The 19,289-nt window shown below is 42.2% G+C and carries 18 protein-coding genes; 4 read left to right on the top strand and 14 right to left on the bottom strand.

Translation table 11 applies throughout. The features are described from left to right. Positions 1-106: 106 nt before the first annotated feature. The 5 genes from dnaK to lepA all read right to left on the bottom strand — a co-directional run bounded on the left by dnaK (position 107) and on the right by lepA (position 7,008). On the bottom strand, positions 107-1,939 hold the full coding sequence (gene dnaK, locus CD004_RS15825) for a molecular chaperone DnaK (RefSeq protein ID WP_102263644.1): 1,833 nt from the start codon (positions 1,937-1,939) through the stop codon (positions 107-109). A 120-nt stretch (positions 1,940-2,059) separates the two neighbouring features. Beyond that, positions 2,060-2,635, bottom strand: a complete 576-nt coding sequence (gene grpE / locus CD004_RS15830; RefSeq protein ID WP_102263645.1) for a nucleotide exchange factor GrpE — start codon at positions 2,633-2,635, stop codon at positions 2,060-2,062. Positions 2,636-2,796: 161 nt separating this feature from the next. Beyond that, entirely contained in the window at positions 2,797-3,828 is a 1,032-nt protein-coding gene (gene hrcA, locus CD004_RS15835) for a heat-inducible transcriptional repressor HrcA (protein ID WP_102263646.1), read from the bottom strand. Positions 3,829-3,904: 76 nt separating this feature from the next. After that, positions 3,905-5,038, bottom strand: a complete 1,134-nt coding sequence (hemW, locus tag CD004_RS15840; RefSeq protein ID WP_102263647.1) for a radical SAM family heme chaperone HemW — start codon at positions 5,036-5,038, stop codon at positions 3,905-3,907. Between the two features lie 134 nt (positions 5,039-5,172). Next, on the bottom strand, positions 5,173-7,008 hold the full coding sequence (gene lepA / locus CD004_RS15845; RefSeq protein WP_102263648.1) for a translation elongation factor 4: 1,836 nt from the start codon (positions 7,006-7,008) through the stop codon (positions 5,173-5,175). A gap of 191 nt (positions 7,009-7,199) precedes the next feature. Between lepA and CD004_RS15850 the strand changes: the two genes are divergently transcribed. Then, positions 7,200-8,105 carry a nuclease-related domain-containing protein gene (locus CD004_RS15850; RefSeq protein ID WP_158651574.1) on the top strand — a complete coding sequence of 302 codons (906 nt, stop codon included), beginning with the start codon at positions 7,200-7,202 and terminating at the stop codon, positions 8,103-8,105. A gap of 343 nt (positions 8,106-8,448) precedes the next feature. On the opposite strand, the gene CD004_RS15855 is transcribed toward CD004_RS15850, so the two are convergent. The 3 genes from CD004_RS15855 to gpr form a co-directional block, all read right to left on the bottom strand. After that, positions 8,449-8,781: a YqxA family protein gene (locus tag CD004_RS15855; RefSeq protein ID WP_102263650.1), complete on the bottom strand. Its 333-nt coding sequence runs from the start codon at positions 8,779-8,781 to the stop codon at positions 8,449-8,451. Between the two features lie 21 nt (positions 8,782-8,802). Then, positions 8,803-10,008, bottom strand: coding sequence for a stage II sporulation protein P (gene spoIIP / locus CD004_RS15860; RefSeq protein WP_102263651.1), 1,206 nt, complete (start codon positions 10,006-10,008; stop codon positions 8,803-8,805). A 105-nt stretch (positions 10,009-10,113) separates the two neighbouring features. Further along, entirely contained in the window at positions 10,114-11,238 is a 1,125-nt protein-coding gene (gene gpr, locus CD004_RS15865; RefSeq protein WP_102263652.1) for a GPR endopeptidase, read from the bottom strand. A 226-nt stretch (positions 11,239-11,464) separates the two neighbouring features. Here gpr and rpsT point away from each other — a divergent pair, with 226 nt between their 5' ends. Beyond that, the gene (rpsT, locus tag CD004_RS15870; protein ID WP_035209610.1) at positions 11,465-11,725 is read left to right on the top strand and encodes a 30S ribosomal protein S20; all 261 of its coding nucleotides are present in this window, start codon (positions 11,465-11,467) and stop codon (positions 11,723-11,725) included. Between the two features lie 228 nt (positions 11,726-11,953). On the opposite strand, the gene holA is transcribed toward rpsT, so the two are convergent. Continuing rightward, on the bottom strand, positions 11,954-12,976 hold the full coding sequence (gene holA / locus CD004_RS15875) for a DNA polymerase III subunit delta (protein WP_102263653.1): 1,023 nt from the start codon (positions 12,974-12,976) through the stop codon (positions 11,954-11,956). A 338-nt stretch (positions 12,977-13,314) separates the two neighbouring features. On the opposite strand from holA, the gene CD004_RS15880 reads away from it, so the two are divergent. Further along, positions 13,315-13,449: a YqzM family protein gene (locus tag CD004_RS15880; RefSeq protein ID WP_023627242.1), complete on the top strand. Its 135-nt coding sequence runs from the start codon at positions 13,315-13,317 to the stop codon at positions 13,447-13,449. A gap of 107 nt (positions 13,450-13,556) precedes the next feature. Here the strand turns inward: CD004_RS15880 and CD004_RS15885 are convergent, their stop codons facing one another. From CD004_RS15885 to CD004_RS15895, 3 genes are all read right to left on the bottom strand, one after another. Continuing rightward, complete coding sequence (locus CD004_RS15885) at positions 13,557-15,902, bottom strand: DNA internalization-related competence protein ComEC/Rec2 (RefSeq protein ID WP_102263654.1); 2,346 nt, start codon at positions 15,900-15,902, stop codon at positions 13,557-13,559. A gap of 21 nt (positions 15,903-15,923) precedes the next feature. Beyond that, positions 15,924-16,337 (bottom strand): deoxycytidylate deaminase, encoded by a 414-nt coding sequence (locus CD004_RS15890; RefSeq protein WP_102263655.1) that lies wholly within the window; start codon positions 16,335-16,337, stop codon positions 15,924-15,926. Positions 16,338-16,444: 107 nt separating this feature from the next. Beyond that, positions 16,445-17,053 (bottom strand): helix-hairpin-helix domain-containing protein, encoded by a 609-nt coding sequence (locus CD004_RS15895; protein ID WP_233434878.1) that lies wholly within the window; start codon positions 17,051-17,053, stop codon positions 16,445-16,447. A gap of 88 nt (positions 17,054-17,141) precedes the next feature. Between CD004_RS15895 and comER the strand changes: the two genes are divergently transcribed. Beyond that, positions 17,142-17,963, top strand: a complete 822-nt coding sequence (gene comER / locus CD004_RS15900; RefSeq protein ID WP_102263656.1) for a late competence protein ComER — start codon at positions 17,142-17,144, stop codon at positions 17,961-17,963. Positions 17,964-18,185: 222 nt separating this feature from the next. Here comER and CD004_RS15905 read toward each other — a convergent pair whose 3' ends face one another. Both CD004_RS15905 and rsfS read right to left on the bottom strand, forming a co-directional pair. Next, a complete protein-coding gene (locus CD004_RS15905) occupies positions 18,186-18,932 on the bottom strand; it encodes a class I SAM-dependent DNA methyltransferase (protein ID WP_102263657.1) in 747 nt (248 codons plus the stop codon). Continuing rightward, on the bottom strand, positions 18,932-19,285 hold the full coding sequence (gene rsfS, locus CD004_RS15910) for a ribosome silencing factor (protein ID WP_102263658.1): 354 nt from the start codon (positions 19,283-19,285) through the stop codon (positions 18,932-18,934). The genes CD004_RS15905 and rsfS overlap by 1 nt, the downstream gene beginning before the upstream one ends. Positions 19,286-19,289 lie beyond the last annotated feature (4 nt).

A 19,289-nucleotide genomic window follows, 5' to 3' on the forward strand; every position in this document is an offset into this window, starting at 1 on the left:
AAAACAATATCCTAATTAAGATATGCTTTGGATGTCGTTCAGGCCATACAAACAAAAAGCCAAAGCCAAGTATGACCTGACTTTGACTTTTTGGTGTTATGATTGTTTATTTATCGTCATTTACTTCTTCGAATTCTGCGTCTACGACATTGTCGTCTTTCTTCGTTCCTTCTTGACCTTCTGCGCCTTGCTGTGCCTGCTGTTGCTTGGCAGCTTCTTCATAAAGCTTTACGCTCAGGTTTGTAACGATCTTTTGAAGAGCATCCTTCTTAGTACGGATTTCTTCAATTTCACCTTTTTCGATTGCAGCCTTCAGCTCGTCTTTCGCTTCATTAGCTTTCTTCACTTCTTCTTCCTCTACTTTTCCTTCAAGGTCCTTCAAGGTTTTTTCAGTAGTGAAGACCAGTTGATCAGCTTCGTTGCGAAGTTCTACTTCTTCTTTAAGCTTCTTGTCAGCTTCAGCGTTTTCCTCCGCTTCTCTTACCATGCGGTCGATTTCATCATCAGAAAGGCCAGTAGAAGACTTGATTGTGATCTGCTGTTCTTTGTTTGTGCCAAGGTCTTTAGCACGTACGTTTACGATACCGTTCTTGTCGATATCGAATGTTACTTCGATTTGAGGTACTCCGCGTGGTGCTGGCGGGATATCAGCCAACTGGAAGCGGCCAAGTGTCTTGTTGGCTGATGCCATTGAACGCTCACCTTGAAGCACGTGAATATCTACAGCAGTCTGATTGTCAGCAGCTGTTGAGAATACCTGTGACTTTGACGTAGGGATCGTTGTATTACGATCGATCAGCTTTGTGAATACGCCGCCCATTGTTTCGATACCAAGTGATAGCGGAGTAACGTCAAGAAGAACGACATCCTTAACATCACCAGAGATAACGCCGCCCTGGATTGCTGCGCCCATTGCTACAACTTCATCAGGGTTAACGCCTCTGTGAGGGTCTTTTCCAGTTTCCTTTTTAATTGCTTCCTGTACAGCCGGGATACGTGTAGATCCACCGACCAGGATGACTTTATCAAGCTCTGATGGGCTTAGGCCAGCATCTTTAAGCGCCTGGCGAGTTGGTCCCATTGTACGTTCTACCAAATCTGCAGAAAGCTCTTCAAATTTAGCGCGAGTCAGGTTCACTTCAAGGTGAAGTGGTCCGGCTTCTCCAGCAGTGATGAATGGAAGGGAAATCTGTGTTGAAGTTACACCAGAAAGATCCTTCTTTGCTTTTTCAGCAGCATCTTTTAGACGCTGAAGAGCCATCTTATCTTTTGAAAGGTCAATGCCATTTTCTTTCTTGAATTGTTCTACCAAGTAGTCAATGATTACCTGGTCGAAGTCGTCACCGCCAAGTCGGTTGTCACCAGCAGTAGATTTAACTTCGAAAACGCCATCGCCAAGTTCAAGGATTGAAACGTCGAAAGTACCGCCGCCAAGGTCATAAACGAGGATTGTCTGGTCTTCATCCATTTTATCCAGGCCGTACGCAAGTGCTGCGGCAGTTGGCTCGTTAATGATACGCTCAACTTCAAGGCCTGCTATTCTTCCAGCATCCTTAGTTGCCTGGCGTTCCGCATCGTTAAAGTAAGCAGGAACAGTGATAACCGCTTTTGTTACAGGCTCACCAAGATAATCTTCAGCATAAGACTTCAAGTATTGAAGAATAACTGCTGATAATTCCTGCGGTGAATATTCTTTGCCTTCCGCTTCAACTTTATGGTCTGTACCCATGTGACGCTTAATAGAGATGATTGTGTTAGGGTTAGTGATTGCCTGGCGTTTTGCCACTTCACCAACCTGGCGCTCACCATTTTTGAACGCGATAACAGAAGGAGTAGTTCTGTTTCCTTCTGGATTTGGGATTACCTTTGGTTCGCCGCCTTCTAGTACGGCAACACAAGAGTTAGTTGTTCCTAAGTCAATACCGATGATTTTACTCATTTTCAAATACCTCCTGGTTCAATTATGTAGGCTCTTTTCCGTAAACTTTGTTGCTTTCTCAAGCACATCTGAATCCAATCTTTATACAGAAGTCCCTCGAAAAGAGTCCTGGTACCATTATTACTGGTTCACTTTCACCATTGCTGGACGAATAATGCGGTCCTTTAGCATATAGCCTTTTTGGAACTCTTCAACAACAATGTTAGGACCGAAATTTTCATCTTCAGCCTGCATGACAGCTTGATGAAGATGGGGATCGAATTCCTTGCCAACAGCTTCAATTATTTCAACCCCTTCATTTTTCAGGGCATCAAGCAAGCTGCGGTATACCATTTCCACTCCCTGCTTAAGGGATTTAGCCTGTTCATTATCCACATCCATCTTCAAAGCACGCTCAAAGTTGTCGATTGCTGGCAGCAAATCGGAAATAATGTTTTGGGCTCTATATTTAGCGCTCGCTTCAAGTTCAATCCTTGAACGGCGGCGGAAGTTGTCAAAATCAGCCTGAAGGCGCAAGTAACGGTTGTCGGCTTCCTCAAGCTTCCCTTCTAGTTCAGCCACCTTTTGCTCCATCGGATCTTGAGCTGGCATCTCTTCAGTATTTTCAGAAGCTTCATTTTCAGCAAAAACTTCCTCAACCGTTTCTTCTTCCGTCTGGCTGTTCAATTCTTGCTCAGTATTTCTCTCTTCTGTCACGTTAACTCACCTCCCTCAAAGTAACGCGGCAACTAATGCCACAATGTTCCAGGATTCCTGGATTGGTTTTATATTTCAACGAAGCAAACATGCTTCAGTAGAAAACACATAACGATTCAGGATGGAACAGGCTGCTCCACCCTTAATCAATATTTCCATGCCTATTTATTTTGATACAGGTCAGTCAGCACCTTGGACAAATCTGTGCTGATCAATTGCAGCAAGCTGATGACACGTGAATACTCCATACGCGTTGGACCTAAAACCGCAATTGTTCCCAATTTCTCTTCGCCAATTGCATAGGTTGCAGTTATGAGACTGCAATTTTCCATCGCTGAATTATCATTTTCCGTGCCGATCCTTACGTTAATCCCTGCCGGATTTTGTTTGATCAGTTGATATAAACCGTCCTCATGCTCAATCATGTTCATAAGGCTGCGGATTTTCTCGACATCGTTGAATTCTGGCTGGCTTAGGATATTGGTCTTGCCGCCAAAAAACACTTTTTCATGCGAAGGCAGATTGAGCGTGTCCGCAATCGAGTGCAGGAGAGTATCATAGCTGCTTATATGCTGGCGCAACAGCAGGGCTATCTCCTTGTAAATCTTAGAGTTGAGGCTTGTAAGCGGAACTCCTGCCAAGCGTTCGTTCAGGATGTTGACCATTTTTTCAACATCAGAAGGGTCGACACTTGTCGGGAAATTGAACATCCTGTTTTCAACATGCCCAGTGTCCGTCACGATAATGGCAATCGCAGTGTCCTTTGTCAACGGAACGATCTGAAGCTTCTTCAATCTGTTGTCCTTAACAGCCGGTCCTAACACAATTGAAGTATAATTCGTCATTTCAGACAGGATTTTTGCTGACTTCTGCACGATTTTTTCGAGTTCGTATATCCGTTCGGCAAAAATCGATTTAACCGCCGCCATATCTGAATGATTTACTTTTTGCGGCAGCAGAAGATTATCCACATAAAACCGATATCCCTTTTCGGACGGAATCCTTCCAGAGGATGTATGGGTTTTTTCAATAAATCCCATATCCTCCAAATCCGCCATTTCATTTCGGATTGTCGCCGAACTGAAATTAATTTCTTCCTTTTTCGACAAGCTCCTTGAACCTATCGGCTGAGCTGAACGAATAAAGTCATCAACAATCACCTGCAAAATGAGCACCTGACGATCTGTTAACAACATCATCACCTCTGTTAGCACTCTATAAGAACGAGTGCTAATTCTAAAAATAATTTATCAATAAACGCTGAGGATGTCAATGATTTGATACCCCGATGAATGATTGAAAAACTTCATTACCGAGAAGGCGCCCCTGTCTTGTTAGTGAGATTTTATCTCCATCACTTTTCAGAAGACCTTTCGCAGACCAATCTTTGATTTGACCCGAAAATAAGTCGAGCGGATTCCGGCCAAATTTTTCCTCAAAGTGTCGAATCGAGACACCTTCAGTCTTTCGTAGTCCGAGGAACATTTCCTCTTCCATTTTTTCCTCAAGGGTCACTTTATGCGCATCAATGATTGGAAGTTCACCTTTGGATAAAGGTTCCATATATTTTTTTAGTGGTCCGAAATTTGACTGCCTGATTCCATTGACATACCCATGAGCCCCGGCACCGAACCCGTAATATTCTTCGTTGTTCCAATAGGTAAGGTTGTGTCTGCTTTCGAATCCTGGGACAGCGAAATTGCTGATCTCATATTGCCTAAGGCCCCCGATATCCATTTGCTCCATTAGTATTTCATACATTTCTGCCTCCGCATCCTCACCTGGCAGTGGGAGCTTGCCTTTTTGCAGTAAGTTGTAGAACACTGTTTTCGGTTCAATGATTAACGAATACCCTGAATAATGTACGAGTCCTAATCCGAGGGCTGTTTGGATTGATTCTATGAAATCCTGCTTTGTCTGGCCAGGTAGGCTGTATATCAAGTCGATGCTGATATTATCAAAACCTGCTGCTTTCGCATTTTCAATTGATTCAAATACATCCTTCGCCCTATGGCTGCGGCCGATTTTTTTCAAAAGTTCATCATTAAAAGTCTGTACTCCAAAACTCAGCCGATTGACACCAGCCTTCTTCAGGATCGCCAGCTTTTCTTTTGACAGGTCGCCCGGGTTCGCTTCAAAGGTATATTCCGTATTGGTGTCTATGTTTAGCTGCCCGTTGATCGCTGAAACAAGCTTATCCAACTGTTTCTCATTCAAGGCTGTTGGTGTACCGCCACCGACAAAAACAGTTTCCATTACTTGTTTGTTAACCGACAGGCTCATTTCTTTTTCAAGTGCCTCCAGGTACTCATCAACTGGCTGACCCTTCATGAATACTTTATTGAAATCACAGTAATGGCAAATATGATGGCAAAAAGGGATATGGATGTATGCTGCTTTCATTTTCGTTCACTTCCTAAAGTGGCTTTTTTCAGGCCAGTATTTAGATCCATTTTTTCTATAGAAACCATGAATTTATTGAAAAAAGAGGCCAGAATCGCTTGCTTTAACAAGCACATCCAGCCTCCCCTGCTATTTTACTTCTTTGTATTGTTGTCGTCCATTTTCAGGACTGCCATGAAGGCTTCCTGCGGAACTTCTACAGAACCAACTTGCTTCATCCGCTTTTTACCTTCTTTTTGCTTCTCAAGAAGCTTACGCTTACGTGAGATGTCCCCACCATAACATTTTGCCAATACGTTTTTACGCATGGCCTTGATTGTGGAACGGGCAACGATTTTCTGTCCGATTGCCGCCTGGATAGGCACCTCGAATTGCTGTCGTGGAATAAGGTCTCTCAATTTATCTACGATTACCTTTCCGCGTTCATAAGCAAAGTCTTTGTGAACGATGAAGCTCAATGCGTCAACTTTTTCAGCGTTCAGCAGGATATCCATCTTCACAAGCTTGGAAGGCTTGTATCCGATTAGTTCATAATCGAAGGACGCATAGCCTTTCGTGCTTGATTTTAGCTGATCGAAGAAATCATAGACGATTTCTGACAGCGGGATTTCATACACGATGCTGACACGCGTTTCATCCATATATTGCATATCAATGAAGATACCGCGCTTTTCCTGGCAAAGCTCCATGATCGCGCCAACATAGTCATTCGGTGCCATCATTGTTGCTTTTACATAAGGCTCTTCAACACGGTCAATCTTCTGAGGGTCAGGCATGTTAGACGGGTTGTCTACCTTAATTTCAGTGCCATCAGTCATGATTACATCATAGATTACACTTGGAGCAGTCGTAATCAAATCAATCTTGAATTCACGTTCGATCCGTTCCTGGATGATTTCCATATGAAGAAGTCCCAGGAATCCACAGCGGAAACCGAAGCCTAAAGCCTGTGAAGTTTCAGGTTCGAATTGAAGAGCCGAATCGTTAAGTTCAAGCTTTTCGAGCGCTTCCCTCAAGTCGTTGAATTTAGCTGAATCAATTGGATATAACCCGCAATATACCATTGGGTTTAGGCGGCGATAACCTGGTAGCGGTTCAGACGCGCCGTTTTTCGCATTCGTGATCGTATCACCGACACGTGTGTCGCCAACGTTTTTGATTGCAGCAGTCAAGAAGCCTACATCTCCAACAGTCAGTTCAGCTGCAGGAGTAGCTTTTGGAGTGAATACTCCAACTTCTGTTACTTCAAACTCTTTGCCTGTTGCCATCATCTTGATTTTGTCGCCAACTTTTACAGTGCCATCGACGACACGGATATAAGCTACTACGCCGCGGTATGCGTCGTACAAAGAGTCGAAAATCAATGCTTTTAAAGGAGCTTCAGGGTCTCCCTGTGGAGCAGGAACCTTCTCGACGATTTGTTCCAGGATTTCTTCAATTCCGATTCCCGCTTTTGCAGAAGCAAGAACTGCATCAGAAGCATCCAGCCCGATCACATCTTCAATTTCATTTCTTACACGCTCAGGATCCGCACTTGGTAAATCGATTTTATTGATGACTGGCACGATTTCGAGGTCATTGTCGATTGCAAGGTATACGTTCGCCAATGTCTGTGCCTCAATTCCCTGTGCCGCGTCGACAACAAGAACCGCACCCTCACATGCTGCCAAGCTTCGTGACACTTCGTATGTGAAGTCTACGTGTCCAGGTGTATCGATTAGATGGAATGTGTAGATTTCTCCATCCTTCGCCTTATACTTTAATTGTACTGAATTCAGCTTTATCGTAATTCCGCGCTCACGCTCAAGATCCATCGAATCCAGAAGCTGATCCTTCATTTCACGCGCAGTCAATGCATTCGTCTTTTCAAGGATACGGTCAGCCAGCGTCGACTTACCGTGGTCAATATGGGCGATAATCGAAAAATTTCGTATTTTGCTTTGTCTATTAAGTCTATCTTCTCTGCTCATTGCGTTCACTCCTACTATACTCGCGCATGTACACTATTGTTGATTATATCAGCAGGAATATCAAGATTCAATAAATAATAGTGGAAGACTGGTGGGATGGCCTGTAAAGCGGAGCTAGACTGCGTCCTTGAAATGTTAACAGAAAATTGGGAACTTATTAGGGAAAATAGAATGTAGAAAGGATGTGGATTATGATTATAAAAAATCGCTCTGAATCAGAAGAGTTGAGAGTACTGAAGGCACTGAATTCGAGAATGGATTTAGCAGAGAGGGAAAAACAATATTTTTCCAATCTACAGAAAGGGTTTGAAGGTGAGGTGATGTTTGATGGGTATCTGAAACGATTAGTCATTCAGTCTCTTATCCTTAATGATTTGCTGCTTGAACACAATCATTCACATTTTCAAATTGACTCCCTGATGATCTCGCAGAGTCTCAGCTACCTATTTGAAGTGAAAAATTTTGAAGGTGAGTATTATTTTGACGGTGACACTTTCAGGAAAATTAATGGAACCGAAGTTAAGAATCCACTGCTTCAACTGGAAAGGAACTTATCTTTATTAAGACAATTCTTCAATTATTTCGGATTTAATACCTCCATAGAACCCTACCTCGTATTTGTCAATCCCGATTTCACTTTGTACAATGCTCCTCTCAACAAGCGAATCATCCTCCCGACCAACCTTAACCGCTTTATCCACCAATTGAATAACAACAAGTCTACTCTTAATGATCAACATTCCAGATTGTCAGAAAAATTACTATCATCTCATTTGACGAAATCTCCATTTACCAAAATACCAAAGTATGAATATTCTCAACTGAGAAAAGGTGTGTTCTGTCATTCATGCGGCAAGGCTATGGAGGAATATAGCGGAAGGGTATTTATGTGCAATAACTGTTCAGTGAAAGAGAATACAAAGAGTGCGCTTATCAGAAGTGTTAAGGAGTTTAACCTCTTAAATCCTCTTGAAAAGATGTCTACTAATATTGTCTACGAATGGTGTGGTGGTGTTTTTCCGAAGAAAACAATCAGGCAGGTAATGAAGGAAAATTTCATTACTTCAGGTTATGGACAATGGTCATATTATGAATAAGGATGTTGGTCACCAATGTGGGTTATTGGTGACCTCTTTTTCTTGAATCCTGTTTTTTTGGGCACCAATTCAGCCTATTGGTTACCTCTTTTTCTTAAATCCGAGTTTTTTGGGCACCAATGTGGTCTATTGGTTACCTCTTTTTCTTGATTCCTGATTTTTTGGGCACCAATGCGGCCTATTGGTTACCTCTTTTTTCTGATCCCTGATTTTTAGGGCACCAATGTGGTCTATTGGTTACCTCTTTTTCTTGATTCCTGATTTTTTGGGCACCAATGACCTTTATTGATATTAACCTACTCAGTCCCAACAAAAAACAGCGGACCTAAGCCCGCTGCTCTGTTTACTTCCCGGTTATCAACTCAACAGTTTTCTCGACGACAGAGGATACTCCATCTGCCAATTTTTTTCCTATTGATGAAAAGAGGTTGAATGCTTTCATTTCTTCTAGTTTTTCCCGTTTTTGTTCCAAATCATGGCTGGAAATGTCGTTCCCTAAAATGGCGGTTTCAAAGCTCCCGTTTTCCTTTTCGTCGATGCTGAATGCACTTTTGAATTCAGGGTCTTCGTAGCCTTTCATTTTATGGATGCCTTCATTTGCCTGTTGCATGCCGAACAATACGGATATGAACATTAAAGAAGCTAGCATAAAGCTTTTAAGCATGAACATTTTCATCTTTATCACCTAATCGATTTTTTATTGTTTGTCAGGAGGTTCCTGCGCTGGCGCATCTACTTTTTCCGCCTGCCAATAGAATTCACTGAAAACATCTGCAAGTGCATCGGCAGACCTGTTCAGTTCTTCAAATGTGTTGTCAACGCCGCCGAACTCTATTAGCAATGCATTTCCGGACAAGTCCTGATTGAATTTTCCATTCGTCGAGGCACCCTTTTTCTCGATGATGCCCCTGCTTAATCCCTTGCCATACTTTTTATCGAGGAGATTATGCAGTTCTCGTGCGAGAGCAAGGTTTTTTTCATAATTAGCATTTTCCCCGCCGATCACAAATGCCAGTTTTGCGTATGGCTTTCCGTTGATTTGGATCGTTGTTTTATCTTTTCGATATCCATCTCGGTGGATATCAATAAAGTATTGGAGATTCCGGTCTCCAGCCATTGCAGCTTCCACAACCGGCCGTGATTCCTGATAGGCTTTTCCAAATCCAAGCCCTTTCTTGCTGAGATTGGCCATTACGTCCGTTTTATCTACTATTGTTCCGACGCCTCGCTGTTCCAGGCTCTTTTTCAGCTGGTCCCCAATCTTCGTGACATTCACCTGTGAGTGATAGGCCTTATTCGGATCAGTCACACCCTTAAGATAAGGAAGATACGATTCTCTTGTGTGTGTAAAATAAATATAGACTGCTTTACGGTCTCCCGTGGATAGCGGAGCTGTTGCCGTATCTTCAGGACTGCCCTTATCTAAACCTTCCGTGTTTTGCAGCGCCGCTTCCTGCTCTGCTTTCAATACATCGACAGGGGGAGCTGATTCCATTGGCATGTTCGTATAATTCGTTCCTTCACCAGCGACTAGTATTTTGCCGTCAAAAAGCGAGAAACCCGGAAGCTCCCTTCCTAGCAAGCTCCGTGGATCATCCAAATTGATATTGGTAGAAAGCTTAAACATGACGTTCGTTAGCTTCGGTGTCTCATATTCCTCTGGGAGCGCCTGAAGGAATTGATGGTTTTCCCAACCCATTAAACTGAAAAGCAGTTGACCATTTAGATTGTTTGCTGCCTGATTAACGGAATCCGAGGTGATCCTGTATTCAGGTTTTAACGAAGTCATCACTCCGCTTATGGAAAAAATCCCAATGAGAAAGAACACAAATGCTAATGCTGCTTTTACTACTTGAGTCCCTTGGACAGCTACAATTATTCCAGATCGTTTATTAAATCTCATTGTTCCACCTCTCTAATGCAAGTCTAGTAAATGTTATGACTTTGCTAGAGAAGATAGAACTTCGAATCCTTCCGTAACGAATTTGAAATAAATTAATAGAATATCTTAATGTGTATACATGCCTGTATTGTCCTGGTCGACCCTAGTATGCAGCGCTGAATTGAGGCCGCTGGCAATGAGATTGGCCATATCATCTATGAACACATCGACTTCTTTAGGAGTCACCATCAGGTTATGGCCTAGAGGAGATAGAACCTCATAAATAAGTTTTCGCTTCTCTTCGTCTTCAAGCGTTCCGATCATTCCAAGGAAGGTTTGACGATGTTCAGCTTCGGGCAGGTCTTCTTCTGTCAGCTTTTTTCTTTTTCCAAAACTCATTCCCGCCGGCACAAGTGACCTCGAAGGCTTATCGCCTTCTCTCATTTCTTTGCCAAAATGTTTTAATATGAAATCAATCGTATCACTTGTAATCGAAACCGCATCGACCACTGTAGGAACTCCAATCGCTATCACTGGAATACCTAAAGTTTCTTTGCTTATTTCCTTCCTTTTATTACCTACGCCTGATCCAGGGTGGATGCCTGTATCCGAAATCTGGATCGTCGAATTGACTCTTTCAATCGAACGGGAAGCAAGTGCATCGATTGCAATAACAAAATCAGGCTTTGTCTTCTCCACAACGCCAAAAATAATATCAGACGTCTCAATCCCTGTTAGACCCATGACTCCCGGAGATAGTGCGCTAACAGAACGATACCCTTCTTCCACACTCTCAGGCTGGAGATCGAACAAGTGCTTGGTAACGAGCAAATTTTCACATACGAGCGGCCCTAAAGCATCCGGTGTGACATTCCAGTTCCCCAGACCAACAACAAGGCAGGATGCATCTTCCTTAATGCCAGATTGTTTGATAAAATGGGAAAACTCATTTGCGAATACTTTCTCTACTTTTCCTTGGAGCTCGGTATCCTGCTGGCGAATGCCAACCACTTCTATTGTCAAATATTGCCCCTGTTTTTTGCCAAGGCTCTTTTCGCCCTCAGCCGTCACCTCTACTAGAGAAATTTTTATATCATTTTCTTCTTTTTCTTTTATAATGACGCCTTCAATCTGGGAAAGATTTTCCTGGGTATGGACAGTTGCTGCCTGGTCTGCCAGCACCATCTCCCTCGCTTCCACAGCCAGGTCAGTCCTGATTGAATACATGCTCAAATCTACTGGTTCCTTCATTATCGCATTCCTCCCAATAACAGTTTGGCTGCAATACAGCATACTATTGCCTATCTTTTCCTTTTACATAAAAAAACATTCACGATACACTAGACTTAAGTTAAAGCAGAGTATTGCATTATTAACCCCTGTTTGATAAAATATCATTTGTTCTTAATAAAATAAGAAATGTACTGGAAATGTCGAGTTCCATAAAATCTCGATGCTTTTTTAGGAGGTGAACGGAATGCCAAACATTAAATCTGCAATCAAACGCGTAAAAACTAGTGAAGCGAGCAAAGCTCAAAACATTACTGTGAAATCTTCTATGCGTACAGCAGTTAAAAAAGCAGAAGCAGCAATCGTGAACAACGATACTGAAGCAAAAGTTTCTTTCGCTGAAGCAGCTAGCAAGCTTGACAAAGCAGCAGCTAAAGGTCTTATCCACAAAAACGCAGCTTCCCGCAAAAAAGCCCGTTTAATGAAAAAATTAAACGCTAATGGCTAATTTTAAATGCTAAAAACAAAATAAAAAAACGACCTTCGAAGGTCGTTTTTTTATTTTGCTCTTTATGTAAGACTCTTTTCTCAAAAATGAATTGCATTACCTAAATTTCTTCGGTAAAGTTGACTCTTCTTATGAGAAGAGAGCATCACCTGCAAAATGGGTATATATTACGTTAAATCAATTTTAGGATTTCAACAACAATCTTAATGTAAACAGCCTGATGTAAAATCATTTCCTGCCATTAATCTGGAATAAGATCATTTCAATCAACATTTCTTTTTTCATTCCGCCAGTTTTCATTTGATAATCAGCGTCAGCAAGAAGCTTCATGATCCTGGTCAATTCATCATCCGAAAACGCTCCTGCCTGTCCCGCTGCCAATTTCACCCTGAACGGATGGACCTTCAAGGTCCCGGCAATCTGCTGCTGGCCATAACCTTTACGAGCAAGCTCCTTCACCTGATAAATCAGTCTGAATTGACCTGTAATTACCGCAAGTATTTTTATTGGTTCCTCGTTTTGTTTTAACAAATCATAAAAAATCCTTAAAGCAGCCTCTACATTGCGGTGGACGACCTTGTCGACCAGCGAGAAAATATTCTGCTCCAACGACCTTGCAGTCAGTCGGTCGACAACCTCCCTGCTGATTGGCTCGTTTTCTCCCGCATAAAGCGCAAGTTTATCGATCTCGGATGTCAGCATGAACAAATTCGTCCCAGCAAGCGTTAACAGAAGCTCAATTGCATCTTGATCAATCACAGCCCCATTCGCCTGAGCGCGTTCTTTTACCCAGGATTTAGTTTCTTGTTCACTCATCTTCTTGGCTTCGATTACCGTAGCTTTCCGCTTTAACTCCTTCGTCACTTTCTTTCGTTCGTCCAGTTTCTCGTAAGGTGCAGAAAAAACAACGATCGAGTACGGCGCAGGCTGGGAAAGATATTCCTCTAGTTTCGCTAAATTATGCTCTACCTTCCCTTTTGATTTTTCCGAAGTCAAAAATACAGGATTCTGGAGGATGACCAAACGCTTTTCCCCCATAAACGGGAAAGTTTCAGCATCTTCCAGCGCTGCCTCGATTGGTGTTTCTTCCAGATCGTAAACCGAGTAATTAAAATCTTTCTCTTCGTCATCCAAAACATTGTCCACAAGAAGCTGTTTTGTTTCATTTATTAGAAAGGTTTCTGTTCCAAACATTAAATAGACAGGGTCCACCTGTTTTTTGCTTATTTTTTTCCAAATGTCCAATACCACTTTTTACCGCTCCGTTCAATCCAGTTTTGCCATATATCTATCGTAAAGAAGCTTGGACATTTTGACAAGCATTCTAAGGGAATTGGCCCCCTATCCGGACCAATTCCCCTATTTATATTGAACGCTGGCGATATAAGGCCTAGGATACTTATATCTCAGCGGTGCATCATGGTAAGATTATTTTAGCCTCAGGAGGGAAAAGTATTTGTGTCAACTCTTGGTACATTGACACACATATAGGAAGGCCTGATTTTTCATTTACATTGCTGCACAGAGAACACTGGATTTTTTAATTTGAATCGCTTATACTATTATAGAATTATTAGGGGGGATTGACTGTGAATCAATTCGAAGAAAATGTCCAAAGTAATCGCAATGACGCTGTTGACTCAGGTGTTGGATTCATCGTTTCTTTTGGATTCTTTGCAACAATGTTCATTATTGCGACAGTCGTGCAGTTAATCGGGAGTTAATCACGGCTACATAGGATAAACTTTTGGAGACTGCATTTGACAAAATGCAGTCTCTTATCATGTTCATGTGATTTTCGGGGGAGAGAACTATTTGTTCTTGCTATATACTATGGAAGTTGTGTCGTAAACGTTCCTGAATTGTCTTTAAACTTGTAAATGATTGCGCCATCTTCATCTGTCCTGAAAATCTGCATGCCACGTTCTTCTAACCTTTCGATGACTTCTTCAGCGGGATGGCCGTACCGGTTATTCTCTCCTACAGAAATGACTGCAAAATCAGGCTGCGTTCTTTCCAGAAAAAGTTCTGAACTGGAATATTTGCTACCATGATGCCCGATTTTTAAAACGTCTATGTCAATGTCCTTTGTTTTCCTGGCCACCGAACTTTCTCCTTCGATGCCTAGATCACCTGTAAAAAGCCACTTGTTTCCCCCAATAGCTGCAAGCAGAACTATTGACTGGTCGTTTCGCTCCCCAGCAGTTTCGCTTGGATTAAGTATCCTAAAATCACCCCCAGCCGTTGTCCATCCAGTGCCTAAACCAGCTATATAAATGTCTGCCCCCTTTTCATTTGCGATGTCCATGATTTCTAACTCCAATACCGATCTCTCTTCTACACGCGGTACTATCAGCTGTTTTACCCGTATTTCCTCCAACAAAGCAACAGCTCCCCCTATATGATCTGCGTCCCCGTGGGTCAAAATCAATTTATCAACAGACCTGACACCTTCACTTTTTAAAAAAGGAACGACGATTTTCATACCGGGATCATATGGACTGCCTCTCTGCGCCCAGTGCTCTTTTTCAAAGGAAATGACACCGCCCGTATCTATAAGATAATTGCCCTGATTATGCGGCATCCTGATGAAGATGCTGTCACCCTGCCCGACATCCAGGAAGGTGATTTGCCCATAAGGATTTAAATATGGAAGTAATATTTGCATGAATAGAGGAAGTAACGGCAAGGCAAAAAGCCATAGAGGAGGTTTTAACTTTTTAAAAATAAAACCTTCCCACTTAAAAAAAAATAGTGGAATCAAAATGACTTGTACAATAAGTAAAAATGGTTCAAGCTTGCCAATAATGATCGTCGAAATCGGAAGCTCAGACAGTTTCATGGCGAAGAGGTTCACATGATGTACGAGGTTCTCCATGAGGTACAAATAAAAAGAAGGCAACACCCCCAGAATCAACAAAATCACATAGGTGATCAACAAAAGCGGAAGTAATACGAAAGAGAAAAGCGGCACGAAGAGGAGATTGGCAAAAATCGATATCGCAGAGACTTCATAGAAAGTAGCAAGGATGACAGGAAGACTTGAGAGCTGTGCTATAAAAGAAGCGGCAGCAGTCTGCTTTACAAACGATGTAAAACTTTTAAGAATAACCGGTGCTGAAATGACCAGGGAGAAGCTGACGGCAAATGAAAGTTGGAACCCTGTATCAAATATGATACTCGGATGGATAAGTGCCATGAGCATAAAGGCTGCTGAAACTGCGTCAAGAGGCGTTATGCGCAGTGATATTCGCCGTGAGCCAATCAACATGACAAGCATTGCAGCTGCCCTGACAACCGGAGGAGCTAGCCCAGTAATAACTGCGTAAACAGGTAGATAGGCCATTAACAAAATTTCAGTTTTTTCCTTCGTCACCCCCATCCTGATACAAAGAAAATAAATCATACCTGTAAGCAACCCAACATGAAGGCCGGAAATAGCTAGTAAATGGACGATTCCTATTTTCTGGTAAGATCGTTCTGTTTCTGGATTAAAGAGATTTCTATCCCCAAATATAAGTGCTGCTGCAAGGGCTGAAGTTTCCACTGGCAAAGTGTCTTTTATCCTGGCAATTTCATTATGTCTAATGGCTTTTAATGCAGTTAAAATTCCATCGGATTGTTGATAGCAAGTTTCCAGAGATAGTTTGTCGACATCAAAGATCCAGAAGATGTCGTTCCGGTGAAGATAACCTTTGTAATCGAATGCATTGGGATTTCTGGCAGGAGATGGACGATTGAGGACTCCGGACACTGCACATGCCATTCCAGGAGTAAGCAGTGTTTGGATAATCTTTTGTTCGGCATTTGACTTGATCCTGTATTTGACAACCAGTTTTTCATTAGAAGGCATTGCTCTTCCGTAAGCAAAAAGCAAGTCACCGTCCAGTTGGATTTCATCGTCAAATAATATCAGGAAGTTTTTTTCATTGCCTGTAAAAGTTGATTCAGAAAGTGACTCTGAATATCCCGCGGACATAAAAATGAGGTAGCAGCCCACCAAAAGCACAAGAGTGGAAGCGGGGAGTTTCTTCAGCTTTTTTAACAGGAACACGTTAAGCAGGAACAATCCCCCGTATATGAACTTATTTTCAGTAATGGTCAGAAGACCCAATAACGAGACAGCTGCCAGGTAAAACAGCTGCCCTTTAATAGGCCAAAATCGATTTGGCATCATATTCTATTTTCCTTAATTAAGTTATTTAGATAAATGGACAACCTCAACATCCCTTAAGAAAAGTTCATTATACTTGTTAGGATAGGCGCTGCTGTATACGATTCTTGTAATCCCTGACTGTGCGAGTGTCTTGGAGCATTTTTCGCAAGGCTCGTGGGTTACAAAGGCTGTTGCACCTTTTAGAAGCCCTCTGTCGGCGTGGAGGACTGCATTCTCCTCTGCATGCAAGGTCCTGATGCATCTTCCCTGCTCGTTAATCAGGCAGCCGACATCCTCACAGTGGTCATGGCCATGTATTGACCCGTTGTAACCAGTTGATACAATGTGCTTGTCTTTTACAATGACACAGCCTACATGCAGCCTTGGGCAGGTAGAGCGTGTCCCAACTTCTTCAGCGATATCAAGAAAGTATTCATCCCAACTCTTTCGTTCCATGCTGTAATCCCCCTTTAATTGCTCAAAAAATGTACAGGTATTGTAAATAAACTCTTGCCATGTATCTAATTTTAATACTTATCATCAAAGAGTCAATTTCGATGCAGCTATTTTACAGAAATCAAGTCCTTCAATTTTTCAAAAGTCTTATCACCAATTCCGCTGATTTCTTTTAAATCCTCGATTGATTTGTACGGACCATTCATCTCGCGATATTCAATAATGGCATCTGCTTTTGCAGGACCTATCCCCGGTAATGTCTGGAGCTCACTGGACCCAGCAGAGTTCAAGTTCACTGTCCCATTTCCTTCCGTCTCCCCCACCTGTACAGGAGGCACAGCATTGACATTCTCGCCGATACGCGGCACATATATGGCCATTTCATCCTGCACATATGACGCAAAATTAATGACAGCCGTATCTGCGTCCTCCGCAAGCCCTCCTGCCAGTTCAATTAGGTCAACCACCCTCCCTCCCTCATTGATTTCGTAAACGCCAGGGTTTACGACCGCGCCTTTGATGTCAGCCATCATGACCATAATTTTTTCATCGACTTTCATGTCATTTTTTTCCTCACTGTTAGCTTCGACCATAGCTAAAGTTCCTTCATTCATTTCGGTCAATTCATCTTGTTTATCGAATGATGAATAAAGAAAAAATAATACAGCCACCATTCCTGCAATAACATAAATTTTGTTTTCTCTGATCCAGTCCACAAACGGTCAACACCTTTCTATATGTCATAAACTAAAACTTGAAATCATATGGATATAGGAGAATAAATGTACGAAGGAGGGAAGGGTTATGAAAATAGGGATTATAGGCACAGGGAATATGGGGAGAATTCTCGCCGAAGCTCTCATTGATGGGAATGCCGTTTCCCCTTCTTCAATGATGATTACAAATAGGACATTATCAAAAGCTTTAGAGATTCAAAAAATATATCCAGGCTTATCAGTTGGTGAGAATGCGGAAGAAGTTGCTGAAAACGCCGATGCTATTTTCGTATGCGTTAAGCCCCATCATGTTTTGGGAGTCCTCGAGACCATCAAACCTGTGGTCACAAAGGATAAATGTGTAATTTCCATAACAAGCCCAATCAGTGTAGGGCAAATAGAAAGCAAAGTAGATTGTTCTGTCATGAGAATCATTCCAAGCATTACAAACAGAGCGCTTGCAGGTGTTTCACTTTTCTCTTTTGGAACTCGATGCACGACGGAATGGAGGGAAGCATTATTTACCCTTTTCGACAAGGTATCTGTTCCCCTGGAAATCGAGGAGAATATCACAAGAGTGGCCTCAGATATCGTCAGCTGCGGTCCAGCTTTCTTCAGTCACCTTGTTCAGAGTTTTATCAATGGAGCGGTCAAGGAAACGGAAATTGATCAGGAAACTGCCACCAAACTATCAAGTGAGATGCTAATTGGTTTAGGAGAATTATTGAGTCAAAATCATTATACTTTACAAACTTTACAGGAAAAGGTTTGCGTTAAAGGCGGCATAACAGGAGAAGGAATCAAGGTACTTGAAAGTGAAACGGGAGATATGTTTGAACAGATATTTCAGGCAACTCATAAAAAATTTGCAGAAGAACTGGAAAAAACGAAGGAACAATTCGGCCCTTAAAAGATTTCGCTATTGGTCTTTATAATCCTTCTATATAAATGTGACAATTTTAGTACAAGAAAGAGGGTGTCCTAAAGTAAAAACTTTTGGACACCCTCTATTTTTATGACGGCTTGTAAAAATATTCGGTTGATTTCCGTTCCAGGGGCTTTGCTTTCCGCTGGGAAGAATTATGATTCAAACATCAAATTCTTCCTGGCAGGTGGTGTGCCTTTTTACTGTTCACAGCTTTTTCATAGCAAAAAACAACCGTTCTGCTGTTGGCTCGGGGGCTTTCATAGTGTAATCCCCGGTAACTTCAATATTAGCAAAGCCGGCCTGCGCTAACCATTTTACATAGGAATCCTCGGGATATGTACGCTGATAATGCAATTCATCGACTCGGTCATACTTTCCTGTTCCTTCATCAAGGACGAAAAAGGTAAGCTCATGTTCAACACTGTGAGCGCCTTCCCCCTTGAAGCTGTTCCAAATATAAGTGATTTCTTCATCATCCCATGTAAACGTTGCATCTGCAAAAATATGTTCCATTTTATAGACAGAATGGACATCAAACAGGAATAAGCCCCCTTTTTTTAAAAGGCGGGACACCCCTTCGAATGTCTGGCGGACTGCCTGTTCATCCTCTAAATAATTCAGCGAATCACAAAAGATGCCAATGATATCAAATTCACCTAAATCATCAAGCTCCGTCATGTCCTGCTGAAAAAATTGTGTTGGCAACGATAGCGCCTGTGCTTTCGACTGGGCTACTGAGAGCATATCTGTTGATAAATCCGCGCCAGTCACATCAAAGCCTTTTTGCGCAAATCTTACTGATAGCTCTCCGGTGCCGCATGCGAGGTCGAGGAGCTTCATTCCGTTCACTTGATATTTCTCTTTGTATGACTCAACAATCGAAACCCATTCATCATAGGGAACATCCTGCATGAGCTCATCATACAAATAAGCGAACCTTTCGTATGACATTAATTTAGCTCACTTTGTACGTTTTCGATCGGAGCATCTCCCCATAGGCGCTCAAGATTATAGTAACTTCGCTCTTCTTTGTGGAAGACATGGACAACAACATCACCGATATCGATCAGCACCCACCTTGCTTCGTCAAAACCTTCCATCCGCCTAAGATTATATCCATGCTCTTCTGCTTTTTCCCTGATTTCACGGGCAATAGCCTGTACCTGCTTATCAGAATTCCCGTGGCAGATGACAAAGTAATCAGCAATCAATGAGATACCTTTCATATTCAGTACCATAATATCTTCTGCTCTTTTATCGTCTGCTGCTTTTACCGCTGTCAATAATAATTCGCGCTCACTCATTTAA

The sequence above is a fragment of the Mesobacillus jeotgali genome (assembly GCF_002874535.1).
In the GTDB taxonomy this organism is placed as follows: Bacteria; Bacillota; Bacilli; order Bacillales; family Cytobacillaceae; genus Mesobacillus; species Mesobacillus jeotgali.

Excerpts from the sequence above, each read along its gene's own strand:
- spoIIP (WP_102263651.1), bottom strand. The coding sequence starts at position 10,008 with ATGAGATTTAATAAACGATCTGGAATAATTGTAGCTGTCCAAGGGACT.
- hemW (WP_102263647.1), bottom strand. The coding sequence starts at position 5,038 with ATGAAAGCAGCATACATCCATATCCCTTTTTGCCATCATATTTGCCAT.
- rsfS (WP_102263658.1), bottom strand. The coding sequence starts at position 19,285 with ATGAGTGAGCGCGAATTATTATTGACAGCGGTAAAAGCAGCAGACGAT.
- dnaK (WP_102263644.1), bottom strand. The coding sequence starts at position 1,939 with ATGAGTAAAATCATCGGTATTGACTTAGGAACAACTAACTCTTGTGTT.
- comER (WP_102263656.1), top strand. The coding sequence starts at position 17,142 with ATGAAAATAGGGATTATAGGCACAGGGAATATGGGGAGAATTCTCGCC.
- CD004_RS15885 (WP_102263654.1), bottom strand. The coding sequence starts at position 15,902 with ATGATGCCAAATCGATTTTGGCCTATTAAAGGGCAGCTGTTTTACCTG.
- lepA (WP_102263648.1), bottom strand. The coding sequence starts at position 7,008 with ATGAGCAGAGAAGATAGACTTAATAGACAAAGCAAAATACGAAATTTT.
- CD004_RS15850 (WP_158651574.1), top strand. The coding sequence starts at position 7,200 with ATGATTATAAAAAATCGCTCTGAATCAGAAGAGTTGAGAGTACTGAAG.
- gpr (WP_102263652.1), bottom strand. The coding sequence starts at position 11,238 with ATGAAGGAACCAGTAGATTTGAGCATGTATTCAATCAGGACTGACCTG.
- CD004_RS15855 (WP_102263650.1), bottom strand. The coding sequence starts at position 8,781 with ATGAAAATGTTCATGCTTAAAAGCTTTATGCTAGCTTCTTTAATGTTC.
- rpsT (WP_035209610.1), top strand. The coding sequence starts at position 11,465 with ATGCCAAACATTAAATCTGCAATCAAACGCGTAAAAACTAGTGAAGCG.
- CD004_RS15890 (WP_102263655.1), bottom strand. The coding sequence starts at position 16,337 with ATGGAACGAAAGAGTTGGGATGAATACTTTCTTGATATCGCTGAAGAA.
- CD004_RS15905 (WP_102263657.1), bottom strand. The coding sequence starts at position 18,932 with ATGTCATACGAAAGGTTCGCTTATTTGTATGATGAGCTCATGCAGGAT.